A 23,521-nucleotide genomic window follows, 5' to 3' on the forward strand; every position below is an offset into this window, starting at 1 on the left:
GCTTAAAATAAACAATTTTCGGAGAGGATATTTTAAAAAAAAGAAGATTTAAATAGTTTCAATTTCCGAAACAACTTGCCACTGACAAATGTTTATAATAAAAAAGTATTATTTATTAGAACTATTATGATGACAAATAATCCAAATGCAAACCTCATAGAAGCGATGAAGGAAAAGCTCCCGCTCAAAGGGCAACTGGCAGATATGTTAATGGACACGCTATACATAGGAAAAGAGGCAGTATATAGAAGATTGCGCGGTGAAGTACCTTTCACCTTGCAAGAGTCGGCTCTTATTTCAAGAAAACTGGGTATATCGTTAGACAAAATTATAGGACTAAGTTTCAAATCGAACGCCATGTTCAATATAAACATTGTAGATTATGACGACCCGTTCGAGAGTTACTACAATATCCTTGAAAAATATGTCTCGCTGATTAATACGATGCCGGATGACCCGAATTCTGTAATGGGAACTTCCGCCAACATTATTCCACAGACTCTCTATCTGAAACATGAGCTTCTGGCAAAATTCCGTTTATTCAAATGGATGTACCAGAATAAATATATTGATTGCAAGAGTTTCGAAGAGTTGGATATTCCACCGAAACTGGTCAATATCCAAAAAGACTATGTAGCAATGACACGTCATATCCACTCCATAGACTATATATGGGATAATATGATTTTCCAGCATCTCATCAACGATATTCAATACTTCGCCAGCATCCATCTCATTTCCGACGAAACAAAAGAAGAAATCAAAAAAGAATTATTCTTATTGGCGGATGAACTGGAAGAACTGGCTATCAACGGTAAAACAGCCGACGGCAATCGTGTACGCATCTATGTGTCGAATATCAACTTCGAGGCAACATATAGTTATGTAGACACCAATAACCTGCAACTGAGCCTCATACGTATTTATTCTATCAACTCCATTACCACGATGGACAACGAAATTTTCTGTACCTTGAAAGAATGGATTCAATCTCTGAAAAAGTTCTCCACTTTGATATCCGAAAGCGGCGAAATGCAGCGTATTCAATTCTTCAAGCAACAGCGAGAAATTATTGACGCTCTTTAATTTTATTTTCGCAGATTAGAACTTCAAAAAAAATTAAGTTCCAATAAATGAAAGTAGATAAGAATCTTATCTACTTTTTTTCATTCCCTGTTCCCATCCTACCCACTTGATTCCCAATCAGAAAAAGACCTGTACGCTCATCTCTGTTTTACCACACAAATCTTTCAAACACAAGACGTAATTTTGCATAGAATGTATCACAGAGATTATTAACATTAAAATTAAAGGAACAAACAATGAAAAACGGTATTCTAAACGAATTAATATCTACAATGAGGGAGCGAATTCCTCAAGATATGAATCTGGCCAATACTTTGGCTGATATTTTATGCATGGGAAAGGAAGCTGTCTATCGCAGATTGAGGGGTGAGGTGTCTTTTACAATAGACGAAGTAGCGCTGCTTTCTCAAAAACTCGGTATTTCTATCGACCAGATTGTCGGTAGCCATGTATCTAATAAAGTTACTTTCGACCTGAACTTGCTTCATGCTTCCAGTGCGCTGGAAAGTTATTACGAAATAATCAACCGTTATCTGCAAATTTTCGACTATGTGAAAACAGATAATACGACGGAGGTGTATACTGCATCCAATTCCCTGCCCTTTACACTTTATTCTTCCTATGAGAATTTGTCTAAATTTCGTCTTTGCCGATGGATGTATCAGAATGGAGATATAAAGACGCCACATTCTTTGGAAGAGATGTCTGTGGATGAACGGATCGTCAATGTGCATAAGAAGCTGAGTGAAAGTATAAGACAGTGTCCAAAAACGTTTTTCATCTGGGACACAAATATCTTTTATTCTTTTGTGAAAGAGATCAAGTACTTTGCCAGTCTGAATCTGATAAGCAAGGACGATGTCATGCATTTGAAGGAAGAGCTTCTTCAGTTACTTGGCGTGGTAGAACATCTGTCCATAAAAGGAGAGTTCAGCGAAAACAAGAAAGTATCTTTCTATCTGTCCAATATCAGTTTCGAAGCCACTTACAGTTATATCGAGAAACATGATTACCAAGTCAGCCTGCTGCGGGTATATTCTATCAATTCGATGGATTCGCAAAGCTCGTATATCTGCCAGATGCAACGCAATTGGATTCAATCGTTGAAGCGCCACTCTATTCTAGTTTCAGAAAGTGGAGAAGCACAGCGTATCGCTTTTTTACAAAAGCAATTGGAAGTTATCAATACGTTGTAAACAATTGTAGATTTTAGGATATAAAGGAAAGGGGGAAAAGACGAGCTGTATCAGAATGTTGTTTATCTTCATTCTGATACAGCTCTTTTCTTTTAGCTTTTATTCTATTGTGCGCACACAACGATACCAAGCCCAATCTGTGGATTCTCCAGTAGTCCATGCGCCGAATTCTCCATTATTATGTCCGACCACCCAATAGCCGCCATCGCGTGAAGTCAATGTCCAATGTACAGCGCTAATCTTCTCGAATCCGCTCCCTGTCCAAGTAGTCGAACCACCGAAACCTTGGTTTTCAATGCTGGTAACGGCCCCTCCCATACTGAGCACCAGATACATCTCACGCTGGGTAGGCAGACGCCAGCCACTCCCTTTGTTTTCGCATGCCGCTTTTGCTTCCGACCAAGTTTTACCATTACTACTGGTATTTTCAATCTGAAACTTAGGAGCAATCTTATTCATCGCGTCACTTGTACCCGGAGTTTCACCTGAAGCAAATAATACCGAAGGATCCGTTCCTCCACTGGCATCACGAGAGACAATAGTGACCCCCGAGGATTCTACCGTTAGATAAGGGTACTTCTTTCCACTATTTGTATTATTCCTCACGCAACGGAAATAATTATTCTTGCTAATAGATTCGGAATCCAAAAAACCTGCCGACATCTCCATCCAAAAACGGGTAGCAGAGCCTTTAGCCTCATAGTATGATGAAGTCCAGTAATTACCGGTCCAGTTTTGATACCACCCATATATATTCTGGCTATCATGATTATTATAATTCTCTGCATTGCCACCCAAAGCATTTTCATAAGCGAATGACAGCAACAGTTCACTGGCAGTAGGCAGACGCCAACCATCGCCTATATTCCTACAGATATCCTCCGCATCGGCTACATTTTCCAACCGTCCCACACTTTGCTTCGTCTCGCCTATTTCCTTATAATATAGCCTGTTATCAAACCGAAGTGGATAAAGATAGAAAAGAGGTTCCCCTGCAGTTGTGTAAGATTTGGTTTCGGATACCATCTGAAGGTCAATCGTACGATAAAACGGGAATTCTTCATCCGACACAGTATGCATTACATTTCTGAACGTGATTCTTATCGTTCCACTTTTTCCCTCTTTCCACTTGCCAGGGTGAAGCTTCAGCCTAAAATCGTATCCGTGGCCAACCACATCATTACCCTTTCCGTCATTATAGCCTATGATAGACTCAAGATACATCTTGTCGTCCGCATTCTTTCTGCCTATAATTACATCATTATCCGAATCGGTCCGAATCAGTCCGGTACCATCATCGTTCGTTATATTCAATTCCTCAATATCCATAATTTCCCAATTGTTATTGACAAACAATTGCAAGTATTGCTCCGCACCCAGATTGACTTTATAAGTACGGCTATTGACTGTAGTGGGAATATATCGGAATGAGAATTCCAACTCCCCTTGATTGATGGGGAATTGTACATGAGTGAGGTATCCCTCCTTATCGTACAGGCCGAATAAGATGAAATCCCAACGCCACCACCAACCTTCACCATCTTCAACAGTACCATCACCTGCTCTTCGCGGATTAGGCTGTATGGTAAACGCCTGCACCCTTTCACTGAATGGTACCGTATTCGTCCTGTCTAATTGCGGAATTAAACCGCCGGCATTATATTGGATCATACCGATATCGTTAGCGTCAAAAAGTTTACCTTCTATCTTATCCACGGAAAACATGACATACACCGTCTGCGGTTCGAGAGGGAGTTCGTCACCATCGGGATTTCTAATCGGGAAAAAAAGACCTCTCTCCAACACATTTCCGTATGCATCGACAAATTTGATAATTCCCGGATCTATCGTATACTGCGTCACTTCAATATTGTGAGTCAAGCGCCCTGCCGTCAACGTAACAGTAGCCTTACGCTCAACACCTATATTATCATTATTAAAATAAGGAATCTTCAATTTGAGTTGGGTATCATCGTTCGCAACGCCCGACGCCGCATCGGCTCCACCTTCAAATTTGAGCCAGTCGCTCCCTGCAGTAACGGTGGCCTTCCAACCGCCGGGATTGTCAGTAAAAACGTCTATGGCATAACTATTATTCTGGTATTGAGTTACAGCGACCTCCGATTCACCCACTCCGAGTATATATTGCCCATTGTAGACTACATCTTTGACCTTATCACGGTCATAGTGTATCAATCGGAATTTCAGGTTGGACATGACTGTATAAGATGCCAACGCCTCGCTAAAACTTTTATAACCGATTCCCAACGCCTTAGTAATGGTAATGATGTATTTATGGTTTCGCTTCAAGGACAAATATTCCACCTGCTCTCCTGTATTTCCGGTTTTGGTAAAATCCACCCGGTAAAATGTCGATTCGCCCGTACCGATTCTTCCTTTCACAATCAGGCAAGTAGCATTCTTACGGCTCGCTTCTCCATCTTGTCCCACACCACCGACATCCTCTGCTGCTATAGATTCAAATGTATAAATCTCCCCTTCGTAGGGTGTGTTGCCATTTACGGAGTAAAGAATTGCATCCCCTTCTTCCGTCATTTTACCACTGTTCACAGGGAGAACCGGAGTATCCGGAGCCGGGTCAGTAACCTGCCCGTTCGTGTTCCATGCCGGAGCAATGTATCCGGTGGTATTGTAATTAGCCAGGTAAACCTCTTCGACCGTGAAATTCGAAGTGGCACTGTTATTACGGATATCGATGCGCGCCAGCATACGTTTCATATTTATGCCAGTTATCGGATCCATCGAAGGAGTGATTTTGCTTATTACCTTCTCCCCGTACATCGGAATCCGCGTATACCCATCAGTCGTCGAACCGTCTGCCAGCCATTTGCCGGTCTGGGCGTGGAGCATCTTTTCCATTGCCTCAACCTTGGTGGTCGTTCCCTTTATGAAGCCCGGCACAATATTATCAAGTTCCTTATTTGCCACAACCACGATGCAAGTAGATGCGGTAGTGGGAGAAAGCACAGCAGAGAAACTCACAGTGGAATTGTCAGCCAAGTCCTGAGTAACTCCTGTAGCGCTGACGCATTCCAGGTATACCGCCGGTGTTTTTGACATATCAAAAACAAGAATATCCACCGTTTCTATTTCGTCTTCTTTCTTTGCTGTTCCCGTTCCAGTCATCGTACGCGAAGATACGGACGGGAGGTTTACATCGGGAACCGTTAATGTAAACCGGATACCGTTTCCTGTTGGAGAAGGTGTCGACCCTAATTCTTCCTGTACGCATCCGGTAAGCCATACCGTCATTAACAAAACAGGCAAAAGATAGCACCTTCTTATGATTGAAATCCCATATTGCATATTTCTATTTCCTTTCCTTAAACTTTAATATTGCATATTCGCCATTATGGCGCGGTCAATGTCACCGCTATTGGCAGATTATCACCATTCGTATTGGTTAGTGTGAGTGTAGCCGTATCACCGGACACAGCATCGGCTCTAAAGTAGAAGTAAACCACATCACCACTCACGCCACTTGTTTCGAGCATTGTCTCACTGTTAAGCAGAATTTTATCCGGATCCTGTATCTGGGTTATCTTCCACTCCCACGTTCCCGGGTTGCCCGAAGTAAAGACAAGCTTGCGACGTTGCATATTTCCGGTTCCACCATCACTGCCGTCCAATTCTACGTTCGAGGTCAACCACTCTCCGTCTTCTTTCCACTGGCTCAACAGTACATGATGCCGCAGATTACCGGCATTGATATAAAAGCCTGTTTCCCGCTTAGTTCCGGTTCCGGAGTTAAATCCGGGCATCACAACCTGGATATTATAGGTATATACACCTCCCGAAAAGGATGTCTCGGCCATATTAACCGTTGCCCACGTATCCATAGTACTTTTGTTTAATGACGCACCCGGCAGATAGCCCGTATCCGGATTGGCATCATAATTCGTTTTCGCTTCTATATTGACAGTGACACCATCACCAGCCGTCTGTACCTTGGTCTGCGATAACTTGAGATAATATTGTTTGTCGAAAATCACATTCACCGGGCTTTCCGTCCATTCAAGCGGCGTGGCTGAAAGCTGATAGGTTTCGTTGGATATCGTAAGATTGTAGTTGATGTACTCGCCCGACTCCCAAGAGTGCGGGTTCTTGGCGATAATATCACTGAACAGGAATTCCCGGTCGCCAAAGTTGGTGGTAACAACGATTTTGGCGGTTGCGGAGAAAGCGTCGGTCGGCAACATGAGGAATGTATCCCCCATCAAGGTGGCATCTTCGGTCACCGTTTTGTTATCGGTGAGAGTAGAAACGACCTTCCCGGTGGCGACATCGCTCCAGACAAACTTCGGTTTGCCGTTTTTCGTCGTGGTGGTCGGAATTTCAGTCATGGCAAGTTTACCGCTTTTTCCCACATTCTGGAATTCTATTTTCTCGATAGTCACCTCATCCGGTACAGGAGCTACTTTCTTGAATGTAAAGGTAACCTTAGTCAATGTGTGGTAGAAGTGTATATTCACACCCTCAACCCATACAGGGCCCGATATAGCCGCCAGTACATCGACATGATTGGCGGCGGATGCATTCGCTGTATAATTCAGCACCATTTCTCCGGGATCAGTGAAACTCGCAGTCGGCGCATTCGCATCGTTGTACGGATACCAGGAGAAGAATTTCATGCTCGCATTCAGCAATCCGGGCCAATATTGCAACGGCGAGATGGTGGCTGTCAGGTCGGCGTTAACCGTGGCACTTGCATTGAAGTATGGTTGGGGAACGGAAGCATTGGGAGTCAGTGAGCCGTAAAGACCGAAAGTCTCTTCTTTCAGATCAGTATTCGAAGAGATTGCCGCACCACGAGTGTAGACATAGCCGCCTTCTCCGATACGTTGCACAACAATTAATTCCTTATCACACGTCATCTCTTCTCTGACACACGAAAAGAGGACAGCCGAAAGGACAGCCATTGCCATAATCATCTTAATATTATTTATAGTCTTTATCATCTTACTTCTTTTCCGAAATTAAAAACAATCAACGAAAGATATTACAAGTCCATATCCAGATCAATGTCTTGTCTTTCACCCCAATCTTCTACGCTTATCGTCAGTATTTGAATACCTATTTTTCCTACGCGTGCCGTTACCTGATACACATTGTTCCGACGGATCTCTGTAAAAGGTTGCGCTGTCGGACTGCCTGTACCGTCAACCTTTGTTACGCTTTCAATTACTTTCTCGGTTATTCCGGTGACGTCCGAAGGGCCTTTCGGGACATTAGCCATACTGATAGACAGTCGGTCGGAATAATCCGACTTGAATAGACGTTCGGCTGTGTAGAACGAGCAAAGCAACTTCCGGTTTTCAGCTCCGGGAGCAGATGAATATGCCCAAGTTTCTGTAGTCGCAGCTGTCCACTTATGCGTTAACAAATTGCTTTCCGACACGTCTTCCTTCACTTTTCCGTAGTTTTTTGAAGAGTCGGCGTTATCACGCGTGCCGTTGTCCACGTTTCCCATCACGAAATAGCTATCGTAGGAGAAATTGTGCAAGGTGACACTAGTGCTTCCGGCAATATATCCGGTCACCGCCCCACCGTCTATAGCTTCGATAAAGACATCTACCCGGGCTACGGCACGTTCGATCACCATTTGTACTGTTTTGGTTTCATCAGGTGCTATGGATATATCCCGGATCACTCCTGTCATAGGCATTCCGGTTGCCGAAATAATCTGCCCGTCACTATTCAGTATGCTGGAGATATCGTAAATCATCTCCTGCAACGTCAAAAGATTGGCTATACCGTCAAGTTTGCTTGTGAGGCTCTGCGGTTCGTTGGCAATAACTACGACCAGGATATCATTACTGGACGTCACTTCGAGAAGTTGCGCATCTATATCAGTAGCTGTCTCCGGAGTACTCAACAGGATGTGTTCATTCACATCCAGCCTCACGCCACCGGGCGTGCTGCCGAATACGATAAACCGCATGGAGTTTATCTTCTCCTGTTGTTCCACATCCCCATTGTTCACCAAGTCGATGCTAAGTTGCGCCCGGGTAGTATGGGCAGGCAACTCATAAGCCACATCAGCTTCTCTACTACATGAGAACAAAAGGATGGTGGATGCCAGACAAATGATATGTAATAGCTTTTTTCTCATTCTTAAACTTCCATCCCGTGGAGCCAATGAATCCAGTTCCCCACGACAATACCAATTTGAAGGAATCCTCCTCCGTTTTTTTCAACAACTGTAAATATCAGGTTCCATTCACTCTGCCTGTCAAGATATTCCTGAAAGGGAAGCTCCGTTCCGTCGTAACGGGAAACCGGCCGTGCAATACTCAAGAGTGTCATCAGATTATAGCTCCAGACTTCAGCTTCGGTATTCGCATCCCTTATAATAAATTTATAATCCCATCCACTCCTGTTGAGCAAACGCATCGTGTTCAGGCGTGCGGACATAACCACGTCGGATATTTCACCCGGACCTGTATAGTAAGGCACATAAGTAACCGGCCCTTGTCCTGCGGGTTCGTTTTCCCAGGAATAAACTGCATTTTCCGGCGCCTGAATTTCAAATGTATATTGTGTGCCATCCACTTTATTTTCCTCATATCCCATTAACGCGAGATTAAACCGATTGGTGTCACGTATCAGGTTCACCGGATAAATTTTATGGTCGGTACTGGATGGCAGGTGGTCCACTTCTACAACCTCTCCGAAGTAAAGATGCTGAAACTCGAAATTAACAACATCCGTCTCTCGCTTCAGGGATACAATGACCTGTTGGAGGGTGCTAGTTCCCGGTGCCAGTTTATTACCTGCATTGTCCGAAAGACGGAATCTGTCAGACAGACTTCCGACGGTCAGTACTTTATAACTTCCGAAATCGAGCTCGTCGGTCAACGACATCCGGTTTCCACCCACCAGCGCAGCAACCTCGGCACTTTTGGTGAAAAGCAATTTATCATCGCTGTCGAACACAAGTACATCCACCGATTTAACCTGCGGATTAAATGCATCCGCATATTCCATATTGTAGTCGAATACAAATTCCAACCAAAGCTCGCACCGTGGAAGGTCTTCGCGTATACTGTCGCACGAAGCCATACATAGCATCGAAGCAACGATAAGGAACAGCGATTTAGTTTTTCCGAACATATCTTTTTCTTTTAGGAGGCAACCCTATCGGTTTGCCATTTTATATTGTCAGAGATCTCTATTTTGTGACCTCCGGTTATTTCCTCTTTTAGGGGCGCGCTTTGCATTTCATTGCATCTCGGATGCGCCGGTATATTTCAGTGCTGTTTTTGGGAAGCCTGTCACCGGCTTGTTTTTACTTTTTTCGGCGGTCTGTTCCGCACAGAATATCTATTAAAAAAAGTACAGGGCAGGCAGTCCGCACTGCCCTGTTTTCTTTGAAAGTAAAGAGTTTCTTTAGATTTCGAAATTTGTAGTCCAGTATATCCACGGAGCAACTTTAATCTCAAAGTGGAGATAAGCACCTTTCTTATCGATATCTTCTTCTTCATCCGGATCTTCGGGTCCACCACCAGGATACCACGGTGTACCGTTACCATTTACCTTTGTCAGCGTAAGCGTATAATAGTTATTACGTACTACACCGTATTTTCCATACTCCATATAAGAGTTGGCTGCATTGTCATGACGAATCTCATAGTAGTAATAGTTGAGACTCTTTGGATACCAATAGATGCAACCTTCTTTTTTACACAGTTCACCACCATTCTTAATGTTGTTGTCATCAAGAATAGTCTGTGTAAGAAGAGCAAAACTACTCGGATCATTGGTGGTAAGTTCAGATTGTATCTGAGTATAGAACAGTTCGCATGCTGTAACCAAGAGTTTCTCCTGGGCGGTCATAGGGTCTGAGTTTGTTTGTTTAGCTTTAGCAGGTGTATAAGCAGCCAGCAAGTCAGCAAAACTTTTGAAGTTTACAGAGTTAGTTCCGTTAGGAAGACGATACCAGTCATCTCCCAAAGTAAATTCACCGGACTTCCAAGGTGCATACTGTCCCTTAAGTACCAGACGCGTAGCCGCACCGAACTTCTGATATCCTTCAGCCATCGTATTCTCGATACAGTATTTATAATTATCACCCGCATCTGCACTTTCAGCAACCCACTCTACCTTAGGTTCGCGGTTAGCATCAAGTGTATTCTTAACAATGCCTGTAAGATATTCAGTTCCACCTGAAGTCGTAAAGTTCGGGTCAACTGTATAGAAGTTACTTTTGTAGAATCCGGTAGTATGAGACGACGCTGTGGTAGTCTTCTTTGCAAAAGGATAGAACAGAGAGTTATAGTAGTCTATAGTCCAGTTTCCAAAATCAAATTGTCCAAGACTTGCATTTGTTCCATCTTCAAAAGGTCCAACTGCTAATGGACTGCCAATCATAACTTCCAACTTTGCAGCAAGGCGTTCTATCTCAAGAGTAGCCGGATTACTTTTCGCTGCATTCTGAGCTTGCGCTTCCGATTTATAGTCACTGACCAAAACAATCTTGTCCGATACATCGAGCAGACATTCATCTTTCCATGCATGATTGGATGGATCCGAATCGGAATCATCGTAGAATCCGACATTAATCATTGCACAACCATTGGAGTGTACAACCTCCTCTACCAGATAAGCATTGTTGGGCTTAGTATTGTTCGTAGGAACTGTAATCATTCCATTGATAGTAGCATAGGTTGCACCCGCTGAAAGATTATCCAAGCGATCCTTTAATTGGTAACCCGGATTGGCTATAACAAGCAAATACTTAGTATTCGGATCCACTTTAACCGGAGTATTCGGAGTCGTAACTCCACTATTTGTTCCGAAAGAACCTGATCCCAATACCGTGGCATACTTAGTTGCCTTTTCATCCTTAGTCACCACCTTACCCGCATCGAACGTAATCACATAAAGCTCATTAATCGCGCTTTCTGCAGGCAAAGCCGGCTGTTCACCAGAAGCACGTGAACCAGGCACTTTTGGATTAGTCAGACTAATTGATACGTAAGCTACATCATAACCTGCTCCCCCTTCAACCTCCGGATTTTCCTCCAGATTCTCATTTGAACAACTTGCCAATGCCACAATGGCCAGCAACGAAACTAAAATTGATTTAATCTTTAGCATAATACAAAAAATTATTAGAATTAATACATATATAATTTCCCACTTAATTAGTAAGTTTTACTTACCATTTTTTCTCATTTCGGCAGCATTAGCCTTCTTCCTGACTAATTCTTCCAGATTGCCCCTAGCTGCATCCAGACCTGACTGCTCTGCGACCTTCAAATACTTCTTCGATAATTCATAATCTCCCTTCATTAACATTAATATTCCCATAGCATTATTATATTCCGGCAAATTCTTATTCGAATTCACCATGCTCAGATAACGTTCGGCCGAAACCAGATCATTGCGTGATAAAGCGGCAGTAGCAGCATTTATATTTGCAATCTCACTCTGTGGATACATCCGGACAGCCGTTTCGAACACATCAATAAATTCTTGCGAGCCTGTCGGATAGGTATTAGCTACCAGAAACATTTCATTCAAGCTCAAATTCTGCGGACGCGTCTTGATAATCTCTTTCGCTTCCTCCACACTAAAATCCCTCACTTCATAATTCACTTTGCAGATAGCCACACGCAGACTTGGGAAAATATACTTCAACAAGTATCGGTAAGGCGTCCCTCCATGAAGTTGCATCAGTTTTGTTTCTCTTCCTTTTTCAATAGGTATGTTCCTGATAATATCCAGCACTTCGTCTTTATATTCCAATTCGATTGTTTCAAGCGCTTTCTCCAGTCCGTCCCAGTTTTCACCTCCAAAGACAATGTAGTATTGGTTTCTCGGAAAATCGTACCTGTATGCCAGATAATCCCGAAGCGCCATAGCACGCCCTTCAGACAGACGTTTGTTCGCTGCCAATGTTCCTTCCGGAGAAGCATAACCGATAATATCCAGACGGTTCACTTTCACATTCGGATCGGACTTCAGCTCATCGATCATCTTGCGGATTTTAGCTAGTTCCTGAGGATTATTCATGTATTCGGGACGAATATTGACTTTATTCACCTCGAAATCCAGAAAACATTCTGCTTGAATATCCCGTTGTTTGATTTCTTCCGCTTTCGGTTGCAGATAAGCAAACTGAGGAACCACTACGTAAGGCGTCCATACACGTTCCAACGTCACTTTGCCAAACTCCTCTATGTTCATCAATGCCGTTTCGCCGCAACCACATTCATCACGCTGCACGTCCAAGCGCGCATCCTTCATCCATGATTCGAACGGAACCAGATATTGATACCGAATCGTATCATTTCTTAGTTTTCCAGCTTTTTCCACTATATATGGCTTCTCGTAGTTTCTTTTCTCTTTGGCATTCATCAACGCAAGCTCACGCTCATACGCCAGATACTCGTCACGACCTTTAATAGAAACTTTCGGAAGATTCTGAGTACGTCCGGGAGTCACCAGCCGCGGAATAAAATCCATTCCCCGGGCAGATTTCACTTTCACATTATTCAAAACAAAATCTATATCGACATGAATAAAATCACCTTTCTGTTCCAACCGCACCGGATTCACAGTAATGCCACCTTCGTAAGAGCGGGATTGAGCCATAGCTGTGTTTATATTCAGGCTGCAAACCACCAACATACACACAAGGAAACCTATTTTTCTTATTATCATACTCCTCATTATTTAATTACATAAATAAGTGACACACTTGCTTTAGTAGGCCCGAAATAGTTTTTGCTGCTTTCCTTTAGTCTCGTACCACAAGTAGCGCAAGGATACTTGTCATATACAATGTGCGCATATCCCACTCCGACAGATGTTTCTATACTCCAGCGTTTTTTCAGAATCCACGAATATCCTACGGAAAAGCCACCACCATAAAGATATCCCTGATAACGCGTATGCTGCATATTGTCACTGATAAAAGACCAGTCGGGCCATCCCCCTACATTGAAATCGGCATAATGTCCATGCATTCCGACAAACATACGGCGAAAACTCTCACAAAACCAGTAACGGATTTCGGGTTGTACCCCCAAATGACGGAGGCGTTTGCCGTCGGAAAGTTTCCACGGATTATAATTGACCGGAATATCCAGCGTCCATTTACGCGCCAGTCCGATCTCCAGTCCCAGATTCATGGTAGTAGTAGCGTCATACAGCAGATTGCTTTTCAGCGCAACCTTCTGGGCATGACCCTCGGAAATGGCACATCCGAGCATGAATAATATGAGTATAGCAACTTTCTTCATTTATATCACATTTACTGTTGTTTATTGCCCCAATTGAGTAACATCTATTTTTATGCGTTGCACATTACTGATGCCCGTTTTAACGGAAGACACCATTGTTGTGAGATGTACGATTCCGTTTCTGGAATCCGCCTCTACATTGGGCAATACCTTAATATAGATCTTACCGTCTTCAACGATAATGCGTTCTTCTCCTGTATGTCCCTCCGGCATTACGGAAGAATACAGACGAATCCAATTTTTAGCACTTTCATCCACTTCGCCCGTAAGGCAGAAATAATCGATTTCATACACCTCCGAATTTGAATTTCCAGTAGGCATGAGCTGAAGTGTACTTCCCGTAGCAGGAACAGCTTCCCTTTGTCTAATATGAACTTCTTTTTCCAAATTTCCTGTTTTTAATGTTATAAATTCATGGGGATAGTTTCTTGAGTGTCACTATAAGACAGAGAGCCAAGCAAAGGATTGCTCAACGGCTTAGTCAACAACCTGGCATATATATCCGCACAAGTTGTCACCTTCGATGTTAATTGAAAGAGAGTGCCGGTCACATTCGACCCCTGCACACACATCACAGATAATAAAAAAATCAAATATAAAATACTGATTGTAAGTTTTGTTATTTCTCTCATTAATTCTCTAATATACTTTCTTCTACTTCTTGTATATCTCTCTTATTTCTCTTTTTGCTTTTCTCTCAGGACAATATTTTTGTCCAAATCTCATATTGCAAATTTCGGAATATTAAAGGAGATACAAAATTGTATTCATTTCTGTTACAGAGAATCAACTTAGAATAAAGGGGCTAATTATGCAGGTAGCGAACAAGAGGGTTACGAAATTCACAACAAAAATATTTAATATCCTCATTTCTTTCGATATGCGAACATTAAAAAAATCCCAAGTTTCTCTCATAAAAACTTGGACAATGGAAGGAAGTTATAGTTTTCTGTGTCATTTAGACACAACTTAGGCACAAATTAGACAAAAGACATAGCTATTTTATACAACAAAATAGCCCAATAACTTGTATAATTTGTGCCTAAATGACAACAAGTTCAATTTCTATATGTATATATAGTTATCAAATTATAAGGTTTTACGCTCTGTTTCCGTAGGTGCCACCTCATCAGGAATACTGAATTCGCGATTAGCAAACAGATCGGCAAGTCCTGAAATTTGTTTCAGACGCAACAATTCATCACGGTCCATACCAATATTTTTCATTATCCATTGATCGGACATACCTGCCTTGTCAAGTTCCGCAACAATGTTGCACATCAATTCAATGTTATGCATTCCACGCGCACGGTTGTGCCGGATGGTCGAACTCATACGGTTAGACAGGTCTTTGTCTATCACCACAATCGGCAATAAGCCGTTTTCACGCTTATAGATTCGTTGGGAAGTTTTCAATACCGTATAGCGATGGTAGCCGTCCACCAGTATATAATGATCTTCATCTTTATTGTAGTAACATACACATGGCATCGTAAAGCCATCTTCCCAAATAGAAAGTTCCAGCAACTTCATTTCAGGCGGTGCAACGACATTCGGATTATAATCGTTCGCATATACTTTTTCTACGGGTACCGCTTTTACCTCGTAAACAGGGCTTTTATCTACACTCATGATACTATGATTCTATATTGTTCCATAATTTGACTCCTCTTACTCATCTCCTCCTTCGTAGGTGAGAATCCCATATATTTGCAGGCATGGTCATTTTTAAGAATACAAACACACATTCGCTTATACGTGGGTATTTCTTTGAATTCCGGAATGTCGATATCATCCTGATATTCCATACGTACCGGTTTTTTCAACGTTTTGTAGTTACTGTTGTCCATAACGATAATCGGTACTTTCGCATCAATCAACTTTTGGATGGTAGCATCACTTAGACATCCACCTTTTGTCCGCCAGAAATTCACGCTCACTGAAAGTTTACGAAGATAGTTTTTCCTCGCCCGTTCCGGCAAAGTGGACAACAAGAAATACATAAACTCTCGCCATGTATATCCTTCGGGAAGTTTCACCGACTGCCATCCCATCGCATGAGTACCGCCATACATACCGGTAAAGTTCACACCGTTCACCCTTCCGACCATTTTGCCCCAGGTATTGGGATCTAGCACCCGGTAAAGTTGCAGACTCTCTTGCGCTTCGTTAATAAAAGGACTTGCTACACGCTGACGCTCCAAATTGACTCCAGCACGATAGTAAAGGTCATATAAAGTATTATAATCCCACTGGAATTTTCCATTGGCCGTCCATACATCCGTCGTCTTCCAGTCGAATATAGGATAGGCATTATAAATATCATTCCCTACTTTTGAAGTCCATTTGTATTTATGATACATCTGGAATTTACGGCTCATATAGATACATCTCCACCGGTTGAAACTCTCCTGTGTACGGATTCCGATCAGACAACAAGTGCGCACTGCGTCATTTTTGTTGTGTATCCATTGCGCAAAACGCATCTGGAATTCATAATCCCACATGGTTGTATTATAAAAAGGAAAATCATCTTTGGTCATTGCCTTTTTAGGCATGGAACGAACCCATATATTCTTTTTATTATCTTCCCAGGGACGCCAAAAGGATTGATACATCGAGGTACAGGTAGCCACACGAAAAGGAATACATACCCGGTACACATCCAGAATATCCTTGTTAGCTTCCAGCATCCGGTCCACATAGTCGATGGTCATTTTATACTGGATTTCATAATCCATGTGAAAAACTCCCAAACGTACCTTCAGGTTATTCTTCCGGATATAATCGATACACATATTCAGCAGTACCCCGCTGTCTTTACCTCCGGAGAATGACACATATATATTATCAAATTCATTAAATATAACTTTCAGTCGTTCTTGTGCTAATTCATATACATTCTTTGTGCCTGCTATTTTCTTTTTCGCCATAAGTTATCTATACATTTTTACATACCGTGTCCATTTCTTGTCCATCGATACAAATTCAAACTTTTCAAATGTTTCTTTATCTTGTACCAGTGTGACCGAATTGAGCAACCAACTCTCAGGCCCGAATTCCGCAATAACGGCAGGCAACAAATGCGACAGGATTTCCTCCCGTCCGGCGTCTTCTGCCTTTACATAATAATTATTGATTACAGCTTTCTTCCGGCTTTTCTGTTCCACCGGCACGAAGCCCACCACTTCTTTATCTTCAATCGCAATAAACCACACATACTCTTCGCCCGTCTTGAAAGGGTAATTATTGTTTGCGCGTATCACTTCGGGATCCATCACCATCGGCGCCAGAAGCCGATATAAATGTTTGTCTTTTCCTTTTAATCGTATTATCTGCATCATATCATTCAAAAATGGACACACAAAAATAAGGAAAAAATATCAAATTCGTCATTTCTGTTCCTAAAACATTTGTTTTTCATGTTATTATCTCTATATTTCGATATTTTTGCAAGGATGACTTCACATGCCAACTTATATTTGAAATGCAGCTTTAAACGGTGCTGCAAAAACTCAAACACCCGACAGAGATATGCAAACACATCTCCCACCTTGACATGGGGAATCACTCGTGGCTCACGATGCGTATCTGATATACGTTCCATTTCACAAAGAACATGTTCCAGTCGCTTTATTTCCTCATCAGTGTTTTGCATTGTACATTTCATTTGTTCCATTTTCTCTTCCTAATGAATATACAGTTCCCGCTTTCGTTGTAAACGATCTTTTATGATCTCTATTCCTTTCGACATTATAAAATTTAGTTATATATAAACGGTTTGACCTTACTGATTATTAACCGGCAAAAATGCCATATAAAATCTAATCTCGCATGCAAATATAGAGAAGATTGTTTAAATAATTAGATTTTTATTTAAAAATATTCATACTTATAACACATTTAAATTACCAGCATCATAAAATCGTTTTTTCCTTCCGATGAGACAAATTGTACTTTTGTGGAACATTTAAATATTTTAAACAATGGATAATCAATCTTTTAACTGGCTGCTTCATGGCTGCCACGTACTTTCTGAAGTGGCAGTAGCTTATAGTCCATTACCTCATACAAAAATGGTCATTTATAATTTTAGACAGATTTTGGTCTAATATTCCTTTTTATTAATTAAAAAGGCTACAGTTTCTCAAACTAATATTGGATTTCAGTCTCTTTTCCATATATTTGCGCCCGCATTTTTATTATTGAATCAACCTCCTTATTCAATTTACCAAAGCTAGATAAAACGAATGGAAAATATAAACGCAGTAATTACAGGAGTCGGAGGATATGTACCCGATTATATCTTGACCAATGATGAGATTTCCAAAATGGTAGATACCACCGATGAATGGATTATGGGGCGTATTGGTATTAAGGAAAGGCGTATTCTGAAAGATGAAGGACTGGGAACTTCTTACATAGCTCGTAAAGCTGTCAAACAACTGATAAAACGTACCCATACAAATCCGGATGATATTGATCTGGTCATTGTAGCTACAACAACTCCTGATTATCGTTTTCCTTCCACTGCTTCTATTTTATGTGAGAGACTGGGACTGAAAAGAGCTTTTGCTTTCGACATGCAGGCCGTTTGCAGCGGTTTTTTATATGCACTGGAGACAGGAGCCAATTTTATCCGTTCCGGAAATTACAAGAAAGTGGTGGTTGTAGGTGCTGAAAAGATGTCGTCAATAATAAACTATACCGACCGGGCAACTTGTCCGATTTTCGGCGATGGCGGAGCAGCCGTCATGCTTGAACCTACTACTGAAGAGTTGGGTGTTATGGATGCTGTGTTAAGGACAGATGGCAAAGGATTACCTTTTTTACATATCAAAGCGGGTGGTTCCGTATGCACTCCTTCTTATTATACCTTGGATAATCAAATGCATTACATCTATCAGGAAGGGCGCACTGTATTCAAATATGCAGTATCTAACATGGCAGATGCTTGCGAATCTATTATTGCAAGAAACCATCTAAGCAAAGACAATATCGACTGGGTGATTCCCCATCAGGCTAATCAACGCATTATCACTGCTGTAACACAACGTTTGGAAGTTCCCGCCGAAAAGGTCATGGTCAATATCGAACGATACGGCAATACCAGCGCGGGTACTCTCCCACTCTGCCTTTGGGATTTTGAAGATAAACTCAAAAAAGGAGATAACCTAATTCTCACTGCGTTCGGAGCAGGATTTGCCTGGGGAGCCATTTATATAAAATGGGGATATGATGGGAAAAAGAATAAAAACGTTTATTGAAAGTCTTACTTTTCAAAAACTTTCAGCAACGACAGTCTATCCTCCTCATTTTTTACCCTAAGATAGCTCCTGTAACTGCTGAATCCCGCCATCAACACCAAATCTATATTGTCTTTCTCCGAGTTTAAGGACGACAAGCGTAGCCGGTCGAGATGATACAGCCTGCAACGGTTAATCAGACGGCAGAAATTCATGTCATATTCTTTATTGATAAAGCCCGAAATGTAGCTCCGGTTGGTATGTAACCCGGCGGCAAGGTCTGTAATCCGCAGGTTGGGATTGAGATAAGGTTTCTTTTCACGCAGGTAGTGCTCGAATTGTTTACGGCTGATAAAGGAAACTTTAGCAGCTGCATCCTCTTTTACATCTTCCGGTTGGATGATGAGGTAATTGTCGTTGAGCAGGTTGTAGCAAAGAATCAGGTAGTTTATAAAATACGGCAGCGTTCCCACCCATGCAAAATAGCTGAACGAAATAGTGGGTATGCGGAATAACAATCCCGCCAGAGGAACCGGAACGGTAATCAAAATAAGCGCTTGTATGACCGCCAGCCAGGCGAGGGATGCATTATAGGCATCCGAGGAATAGTTCACGATGAACTTCCTGTAACGGCGTATGTTCCGCAGGTTCAGAAAAGGATAAAGCGTATTGTAAACTATAAAAACGGTGGTTGTCAATACATACATTATCCTGAACCACAAATTGGGTTCATCGGCGCTTACTTCTGAAAAGATCACCGCCCGCTGCTGTTCCACCGGGACTATCATGTCGCTTATTATCGAAATGAGGGTAAAGAGAAGCGGAATTATCAGATGCAGGCGGTTGAGTTTGCGACGCTCACCGGTATTTGTTATGATGGAAACAAACCTATATATCATTACCTGGTCGAGCATGAGCGTGAACAGGAACACAGTATAGTAGGACGCAAAGAGGCGGGGGCTAATAGAATAAAACACCATACCCAACCATCCGAGAGAAGTAATAAGATAGGTTAATGCCAGGAAGAGGCGCAGCCTCTTCTCTTGTACGTTATGCCTGCGTACAACTGCATCCATCAGCATCATAATCATGCACACCAAAGCGCATACGATAGGAGCTGAAAAGGCGAAAGCGTCTATCTGGTCAATGTTTATCATTCCGTATCTCCTTTCTTTTTGTCTGTTTCGTTCTTTTGTTCAGCGTCTTCCCTTTCAGCGGCGGCGGCACGCGAATAATTGCGGAAATCCTTGAATCCTGCCTTGTCAAGCAGGGAACTGATACTTTTCCCCTGTCCGTCAGGTTGTGAACGGAGCTTTTCAAGTTCCTTGAGCCGCAGGCGGTTCAGGTATCGGTTGAAGTTCACGCCGTATGTCCGGTTTATAAATGCCGAAAGTGTGGTGCGGTTTATATCGAGCGCTTCCACCAGATCGGTAATCTTGTAATCCGGATTCAGGTAGGGCTTCTCATTGCGGATGAAACTCTCGAACCTGCGTCGGTTGAGTTTGCCGGAATGTTGCTTGCGCGGAGCCTTAGCCTTCTCTTTGGTTTCCACAGCCTGCTCTTCTGTTTGTGGCACATGCTTCTTTGTTGCTTTGGGTTGCTTGGGTGTTTTTTCAGTAATGATATAAGGTACGTAATCCCGGCGCATGACGTGGTATGCGAGCAAGACATGCTGCATGGCAATGCTTAATGCCACTATCAGCGTCCATATAGAAGAGTAAAACTCTGTGCGTTTCATAAGGAAGGTGGGCAATACAGACGAAAATAGCGAAGCCAGGGATATTCCGACAATAAACAAGACCCAATTCGCAGGTCTGTGCACAATCGCCTTATTCCCTGTGGCCCTTTTATAATAAACGGCTAATACCCCGATGGCAAACAAATAATAGGTAAGTCCGAAAACGACCCGGAACAAGGGTTTTAATGTGTAAAAGCGGGCAAAAGCCTCATATCCGGCAGGAACTATTTCCGCTCTTCCCCTGACAATTTCCAACTGCACATCAAAAGGTACGGATAATGACCATATTAACGTAACCATCGCCAGTATGCCGGGCAATACATAATGGAGCAGGGAGAAATTCTCCGGTTGTCCGAGCCGGGTAAGGAAACGGATAATCCGAAAAAAGAAGATGGCAGGCAAAATAAAGGATAAGAGGCATACGATATTCAACCAGGTGAACAATACAGGACTGAATGCGTAACAAATTGTTATAAACCAAGCAATGCCCGAAATGGAAAAATAAAAGAGGACAATTCTTTTTAATCGCCTTTCTTCCCGTTTCAGGCAGTCCTGAAGCGAGAAAGCAACCAATATTCCGCTGGCAATAGCCGAAAAGAATGGAATAAGAGGTATTATCGCGGTTACGTATATTGATGAAATATCCACCTTCCAAATATATGGTATTTTTATCATAATTCCTCATTTTCAAGGTGAAAAACGTAAAAATATACCTTTTGGTAAGCCTTTTACGATTTGTCCTAATGAAAAGTGCCTTTAGGACAAATTGTAAAAAGCAGATTTTGTTGAATTGTCACCTGCCCTATTGGGTATTCACATACTTTTGTGTAATGTGGTAAGAAATAAAGCTCACCAAGAGTGTTTGAATGTGATAATAATTCTATTAAAACATAAAACTTAATGTACAAACCTATGAAACATTTACACAAAATTCTATCGGTTCTCTTGCTCTGGGGAGTTTCGTTATGCGAAATTTCCCATGCACGGGCGTCTGAAACTGCCGGGGCAGATACAGTTGTCAGCTTCCGTTTTCTTCCGGGTGAAAACATGTTTACCCGCGCGGGCAACGAGGCGGAACTGGAACGGCTCTATGTGCTGATTGACTGTCACAAGGCAGAGATAGCAGCGGGCAGGATGCCCGTATATGTGGACGGCTATTGCGCTTCGCAGCCAACTGCCAAAGAGAATCTGAACACGGCATTTATTCGTGCCAACCGGGTAAAGTCGGAACTTATCACCCGGAAAGGACTGAAGGAAACGGATTTCGTGACTGCCAATTACGCGCGTGCGTACCATAATAATAAGGATATGGTGGTGGTGACACTCCGTATTCCTTCAGCTAAGGCTACGACGGAGACGACGCCCGCCAAAGAAGAAGTAGAACGGGAAGAACCCCGGCAAAAAGAAGTAACCGTGGAACCGGAAACGAAGCCCGGATCGCAACAGGCAACCGTAAAGAAAGACCCCGTCGCCGAGAAGCAACCTGAAGCCAACAGGAATGTGGAACAGCAGCCCGCACCCGTCACGGAGCGATTGACGTCAGTACCGGAGCAACCCTACCGTTTTGCCGTCCGCACCAATGTGTTGTATGACGCCTTCCTGCTTCCCACGCTCGGCGTAGAATGGCGGGTGAACCGTGACCTGGGCGTGAAGCTGGACGGTAGCCTCTCGTGGTGGGGCGATGAATATGGTAGAGTACAGAAGATGTGGCTCGTCAACCCCGAAGTGCGCTGGTACCTTTTGGATAAAAAGCGTTTTTATGTAGGCGCATCGGGCAGCTATGGAGAGTATAATATATATAAGTATATGTTGGGCGGTATTGTTTCAAAAGATACCGGCTATCAGGGAAAGCTGTGGAATGCGGGATTGACCGCAGGCTACCAGCTCTATCTGTCCCGCGACTTCTCCATTGACTTTAACCTCGGTCTGGGCTATACCCGTTCCGAATACGACAGCTTCGGGATGACCGACGGCGTGCGTGTCTATAAGGAACGGAACAAGAGCAAGCACTTTTGGGGACCCACGCAGGCGGGAATCAGCCTCGTGTGGACTATCGGCAGCAAATAAGTAGAACTATAAAAACGCGATATATGAAAATTACAATTACATTACTTTGCATCTGTGCGACCCTGTTCCTTGCAGGTTGCGATGTAAAAGACCCGATTTACAACACGCCGCATCCCGACAAAGGAGCCATCGTGATAACCGCTGACTGGACACAGCGGGGCGAAGGTATAGCCACTCCCGCGAAATACATCACGGAAGCGGCGGGAACCTCTTTCACCCTGCATGAACCGGTTGCAGCGCTGGCCGGGTTGTTCGTGCCGGGACGGACGGAGCTGCTCGGTTACAACCCGGCAGCACACGTTACGGTTAAGGACGGTGTGGCAACAGTGGACAACGACCCGGACAATGCCGGGATGCAACACCCTGACCCGGGCGTATTGCTGGGTGGTACGGTGACAGCGGATGTCGTGGCGGACGATACGGTAAGCGTCGTGTTGCCCATGCGGCAACTCTTCCGGAAGATAGCGTTCGAGGTGGCTATTAACGGTGGAGACAGCAGGCGCATTGTCGGTATCGAAGCCCGGCTGGAAGGAGTGGCGCCGTCCGTCGATCTGCGCACGGGCGAAGTGACGGGCAGCGCGGCTGCCGTGTCGGTTCCTTTTGTCCTGTCGGCAGAAAAACTGACCGGTACCGTGTGGGTTCCGGGGATGATTCCGGGCGCGGTGCAGCGTATGGTCGTGGCACTCACCTTCATGGATGGCATGAAAGACATGGTGGAAACCGATTTCAGCGAAATGTTCAAGGATTTCAATACCGACAAGCTCCATCCCATGCGCCTTACCGGTGATGTATATGCGCCGGTAAATTCCGAAACGGGCGGCACGATTATCGGCTGGACGGAAACAAGCGGCGGTGACGTAAATGCCGGAATGGAATAATCGATAAACAATCATAAATCATAAACTATAAACTAAAAAC

The 23,521-nt window shown here is 43.2% G+C and carries 18 protein-coding genes and 1 pseudogene; 5 read left to right on the forward strand and 14 right to left on the reverse strand.

The features are described from left to right. Positions 1-126: 126 nt before the first annotated feature. Positions 127-1,086, forward strand: coding sequence for a hypothetical protein (locus BSAG_RS04065; protein WP_004313613.1), 960 nt, complete (start codon positions 127-129; stop codon positions 1,084-1,086). Between the two features lie 236 nt (positions 1,087-1,322). Further along, positions 1,323-2,282, forward strand: coding sequence for a hypothetical protein (locus BSAG_RS04060; RefSeq protein WP_008022188.1), 960 nt, complete (start codon positions 1,323-1,325; stop codon positions 2,280-2,282). A gap of 99 nt (positions 2,283-2,381) precedes the next feature. Here BSAG_RS04060 and BSAG_RS04055 read toward each other — a convergent pair whose 3' ends face one another. The 12 genes and pseudogenes from BSAG_RS04055 to BSAG_RS26110 all read right to left on the reverse strand — a co-directional run bounded on the left by BSAG_RS04055 (position 2,382) and on the right by BSAG_RS26110 (position 17,306). Next, positions 2,382-5,609 carry a fimbrial protein gene (locus tag BSAG_RS04055; RefSeq protein WP_008017650.1) on the reverse strand — a complete coding sequence of 1,076 codons (3,228 nt, stop codon included), beginning with the start codon at positions 5,607-5,609 and terminating at the stop codon, positions 2,382-2,384. A 44-nt stretch (positions 5,610-5,653) separates the two neighbouring features. Further along, positions 5,654-7,261 carry a fimbrillin family protein gene (locus tag BSAG_RS04050; RefSeq protein WP_004308181.1) on the reverse strand — a complete coding sequence of 536 codons (1,608 nt, stop codon included), beginning with the start codon at positions 7,259-7,261 and terminating at the stop codon, positions 5,654-5,656. Between the two features lie 41 nt (positions 7,262-7,302). Then, positions 7,303-8,415, reverse strand: coding sequence for a fimbrial protein (locus BSAG_RS04045; RefSeq protein WP_008770985.1), 1,113 nt, complete (start codon positions 8,413-8,415; stop codon positions 7,303-7,305). Between the two features lie 2 nt (positions 8,416-8,417). Further along, a complete protein-coding gene (locus BSAG_RS04040) occupies positions 8,418-9,416 on the reverse strand; it encodes a FimB/Mfa2 family fimbrial subunit (protein WP_004308186.1) in 999 nt (332 codons plus the stop codon). Between the two features lie 276 nt (positions 9,417-9,692). Then, the gene (locus BSAG_RS04035) at positions 9,693-11,402 is read right to left on the reverse strand and encodes an Mfa1 family fimbria major subunit (RefSeq protein WP_004313609.1); all 1,710 of its coding nucleotides are present in this window, start codon (positions 11,400-11,402) and stop codon (positions 9,693-9,695) included. A 57-nt stretch (positions 11,403-11,459) separates the two neighbouring features. Continuing rightward, positions 11,460-12,971 (reverse strand): DUF3868 domain-containing protein, encoded by a 1,512-nt coding sequence (locus BSAG_RS04030; protein ID WP_004313608.1) that lies wholly within the window; start codon positions 12,969-12,971, stop codon positions 11,460-11,462. A gap of 8 nt (positions 12,972-12,979) precedes the next feature. Beyond that, positions 12,980-13,552, reverse strand: a complete 573-nt coding sequence (locus BSAG_RS04025; RefSeq protein WP_004313607.1) for a DUF3575 domain-containing protein — start codon at positions 13,550-13,552, stop codon at positions 12,980-12,982. 21 nt (positions 13,553-13,573) lie between these two features. Next, on the reverse strand, positions 13,574-13,939 hold the full coding sequence (locus BSAG_RS04020) for a hypothetical protein (protein ID WP_004313606.1): 366 nt from the start codon (positions 13,937-13,939) through the stop codon (positions 13,574-13,576). Between the two features lie 702 nt (positions 13,940-14,641). Then, entirely contained in the window at positions 14,642-15,184 is a 543-nt protein-coding gene (locus BSAG_RS04015; RefSeq protein ID WP_004313605.1) for an IbrB-like domain-containing protein, read from the reverse strand. Next, positions 15,181-16,485: a DUF3440 domain-containing protein gene (locus tag BSAG_RS04010; protein WP_004313604.1), complete on the reverse strand. Its 1,305-nt coding sequence runs from the start codon at positions 16,483-16,485 to the stop codon at positions 15,181-15,183. The genes BSAG_RS04015 and BSAG_RS04010 overlap by 4 nt, the downstream gene beginning before the upstream one ends. A gap of 3 nt (positions 16,486-16,488) precedes the next feature. Further along, positions 16,489-16,896: a hypothetical protein gene (locus BSAG_RS04005; RefSeq protein ID WP_008770983.1), complete on the reverse strand. Its 408-nt coding sequence runs from the start codon at positions 16,894-16,896 to the stop codon at positions 16,489-16,491. A gap of 5 nt (positions 16,897-16,901) precedes the next feature. Next, a pseudogene (locus BSAG_RS26110) lies at positions 16,902-17,306 on the reverse strand (hypothetical protein). A gap of 496 nt (positions 17,307-17,802) precedes the next feature. On the opposite strand from BSAG_RS26110, the gene BSAG_RS03995 reads away from it, so the two are divergent. Further along, a complete protein-coding gene (locus BSAG_RS03995) occupies positions 17,803-18,819 on the forward strand; it encodes a beta-ketoacyl-ACP synthase III (RefSeq protein ID WP_004313602.1) in 1,017 nt (338 codons plus the stop codon). Between the two features lie 5 nt (positions 18,820-18,824). Here the strand turns inward: BSAG_RS03995 and BSAG_RS03990 are convergent, their stop codons facing one another. Further along, on the reverse strand, positions 18,825-19,955 hold the full coding sequence (locus BSAG_RS03990; RefSeq protein WP_004313601.1) for a helix-turn-helix transcriptional regulator: 1,131 nt from the start codon (positions 19,953-19,955) through the stop codon (positions 18,825-18,827). Further along, positions 19,952-21,211 carry an AraC family transcriptional regulator gene (locus BSAG_RS03985; protein ID WP_004313600.1) on the reverse strand — a complete coding sequence of 420 codons (1,260 nt, stop codon included), beginning with the start codon at positions 21,209-21,211 and terminating at the stop codon, positions 19,952-19,954. Before BSAG_RS03985 ends, BSAG_RS03990 begins: the two co-directional genes overlap by 4 nt. Before the next feature lie 225 nt (positions 21,212-21,436). Between BSAG_RS03985 and BSAG_RS03980 the strand changes: the two genes are divergently transcribed. Together BSAG_RS03980 and BSAG_RS03975 are read left to right on the forward strand one after the other, a co-directional pair. After that, positions 21,437-22,603: a DUF3575 domain-containing protein gene (locus BSAG_RS03980; RefSeq protein WP_004313599.1), complete on the forward strand. Its 1,167-nt coding sequence runs from the start codon at positions 21,437-21,439 to the stop codon at positions 22,601-22,603. A 23-nt stretch (positions 22,604-22,626) separates the two neighbouring features. Further along, positions 22,627-23,481, forward strand: coding sequence for a hypothetical protein (locus BSAG_RS03975; protein WP_004313598.1), 855 nt, complete (start codon positions 22,627-22,629; stop codon positions 23,479-23,481). Positions 23,482-23,521 lie beyond the last annotated feature (40 nt).

The sequence above is a fragment of the Bacteroides sp. D1 genome (assembly GCF_000157095.2).
Lineage (GTDB): Bacteria > Bacteroidota > Bacteroidia > Bacteroidales > Bacteroidaceae > Bacteroides > Bacteroides xylanisolvens.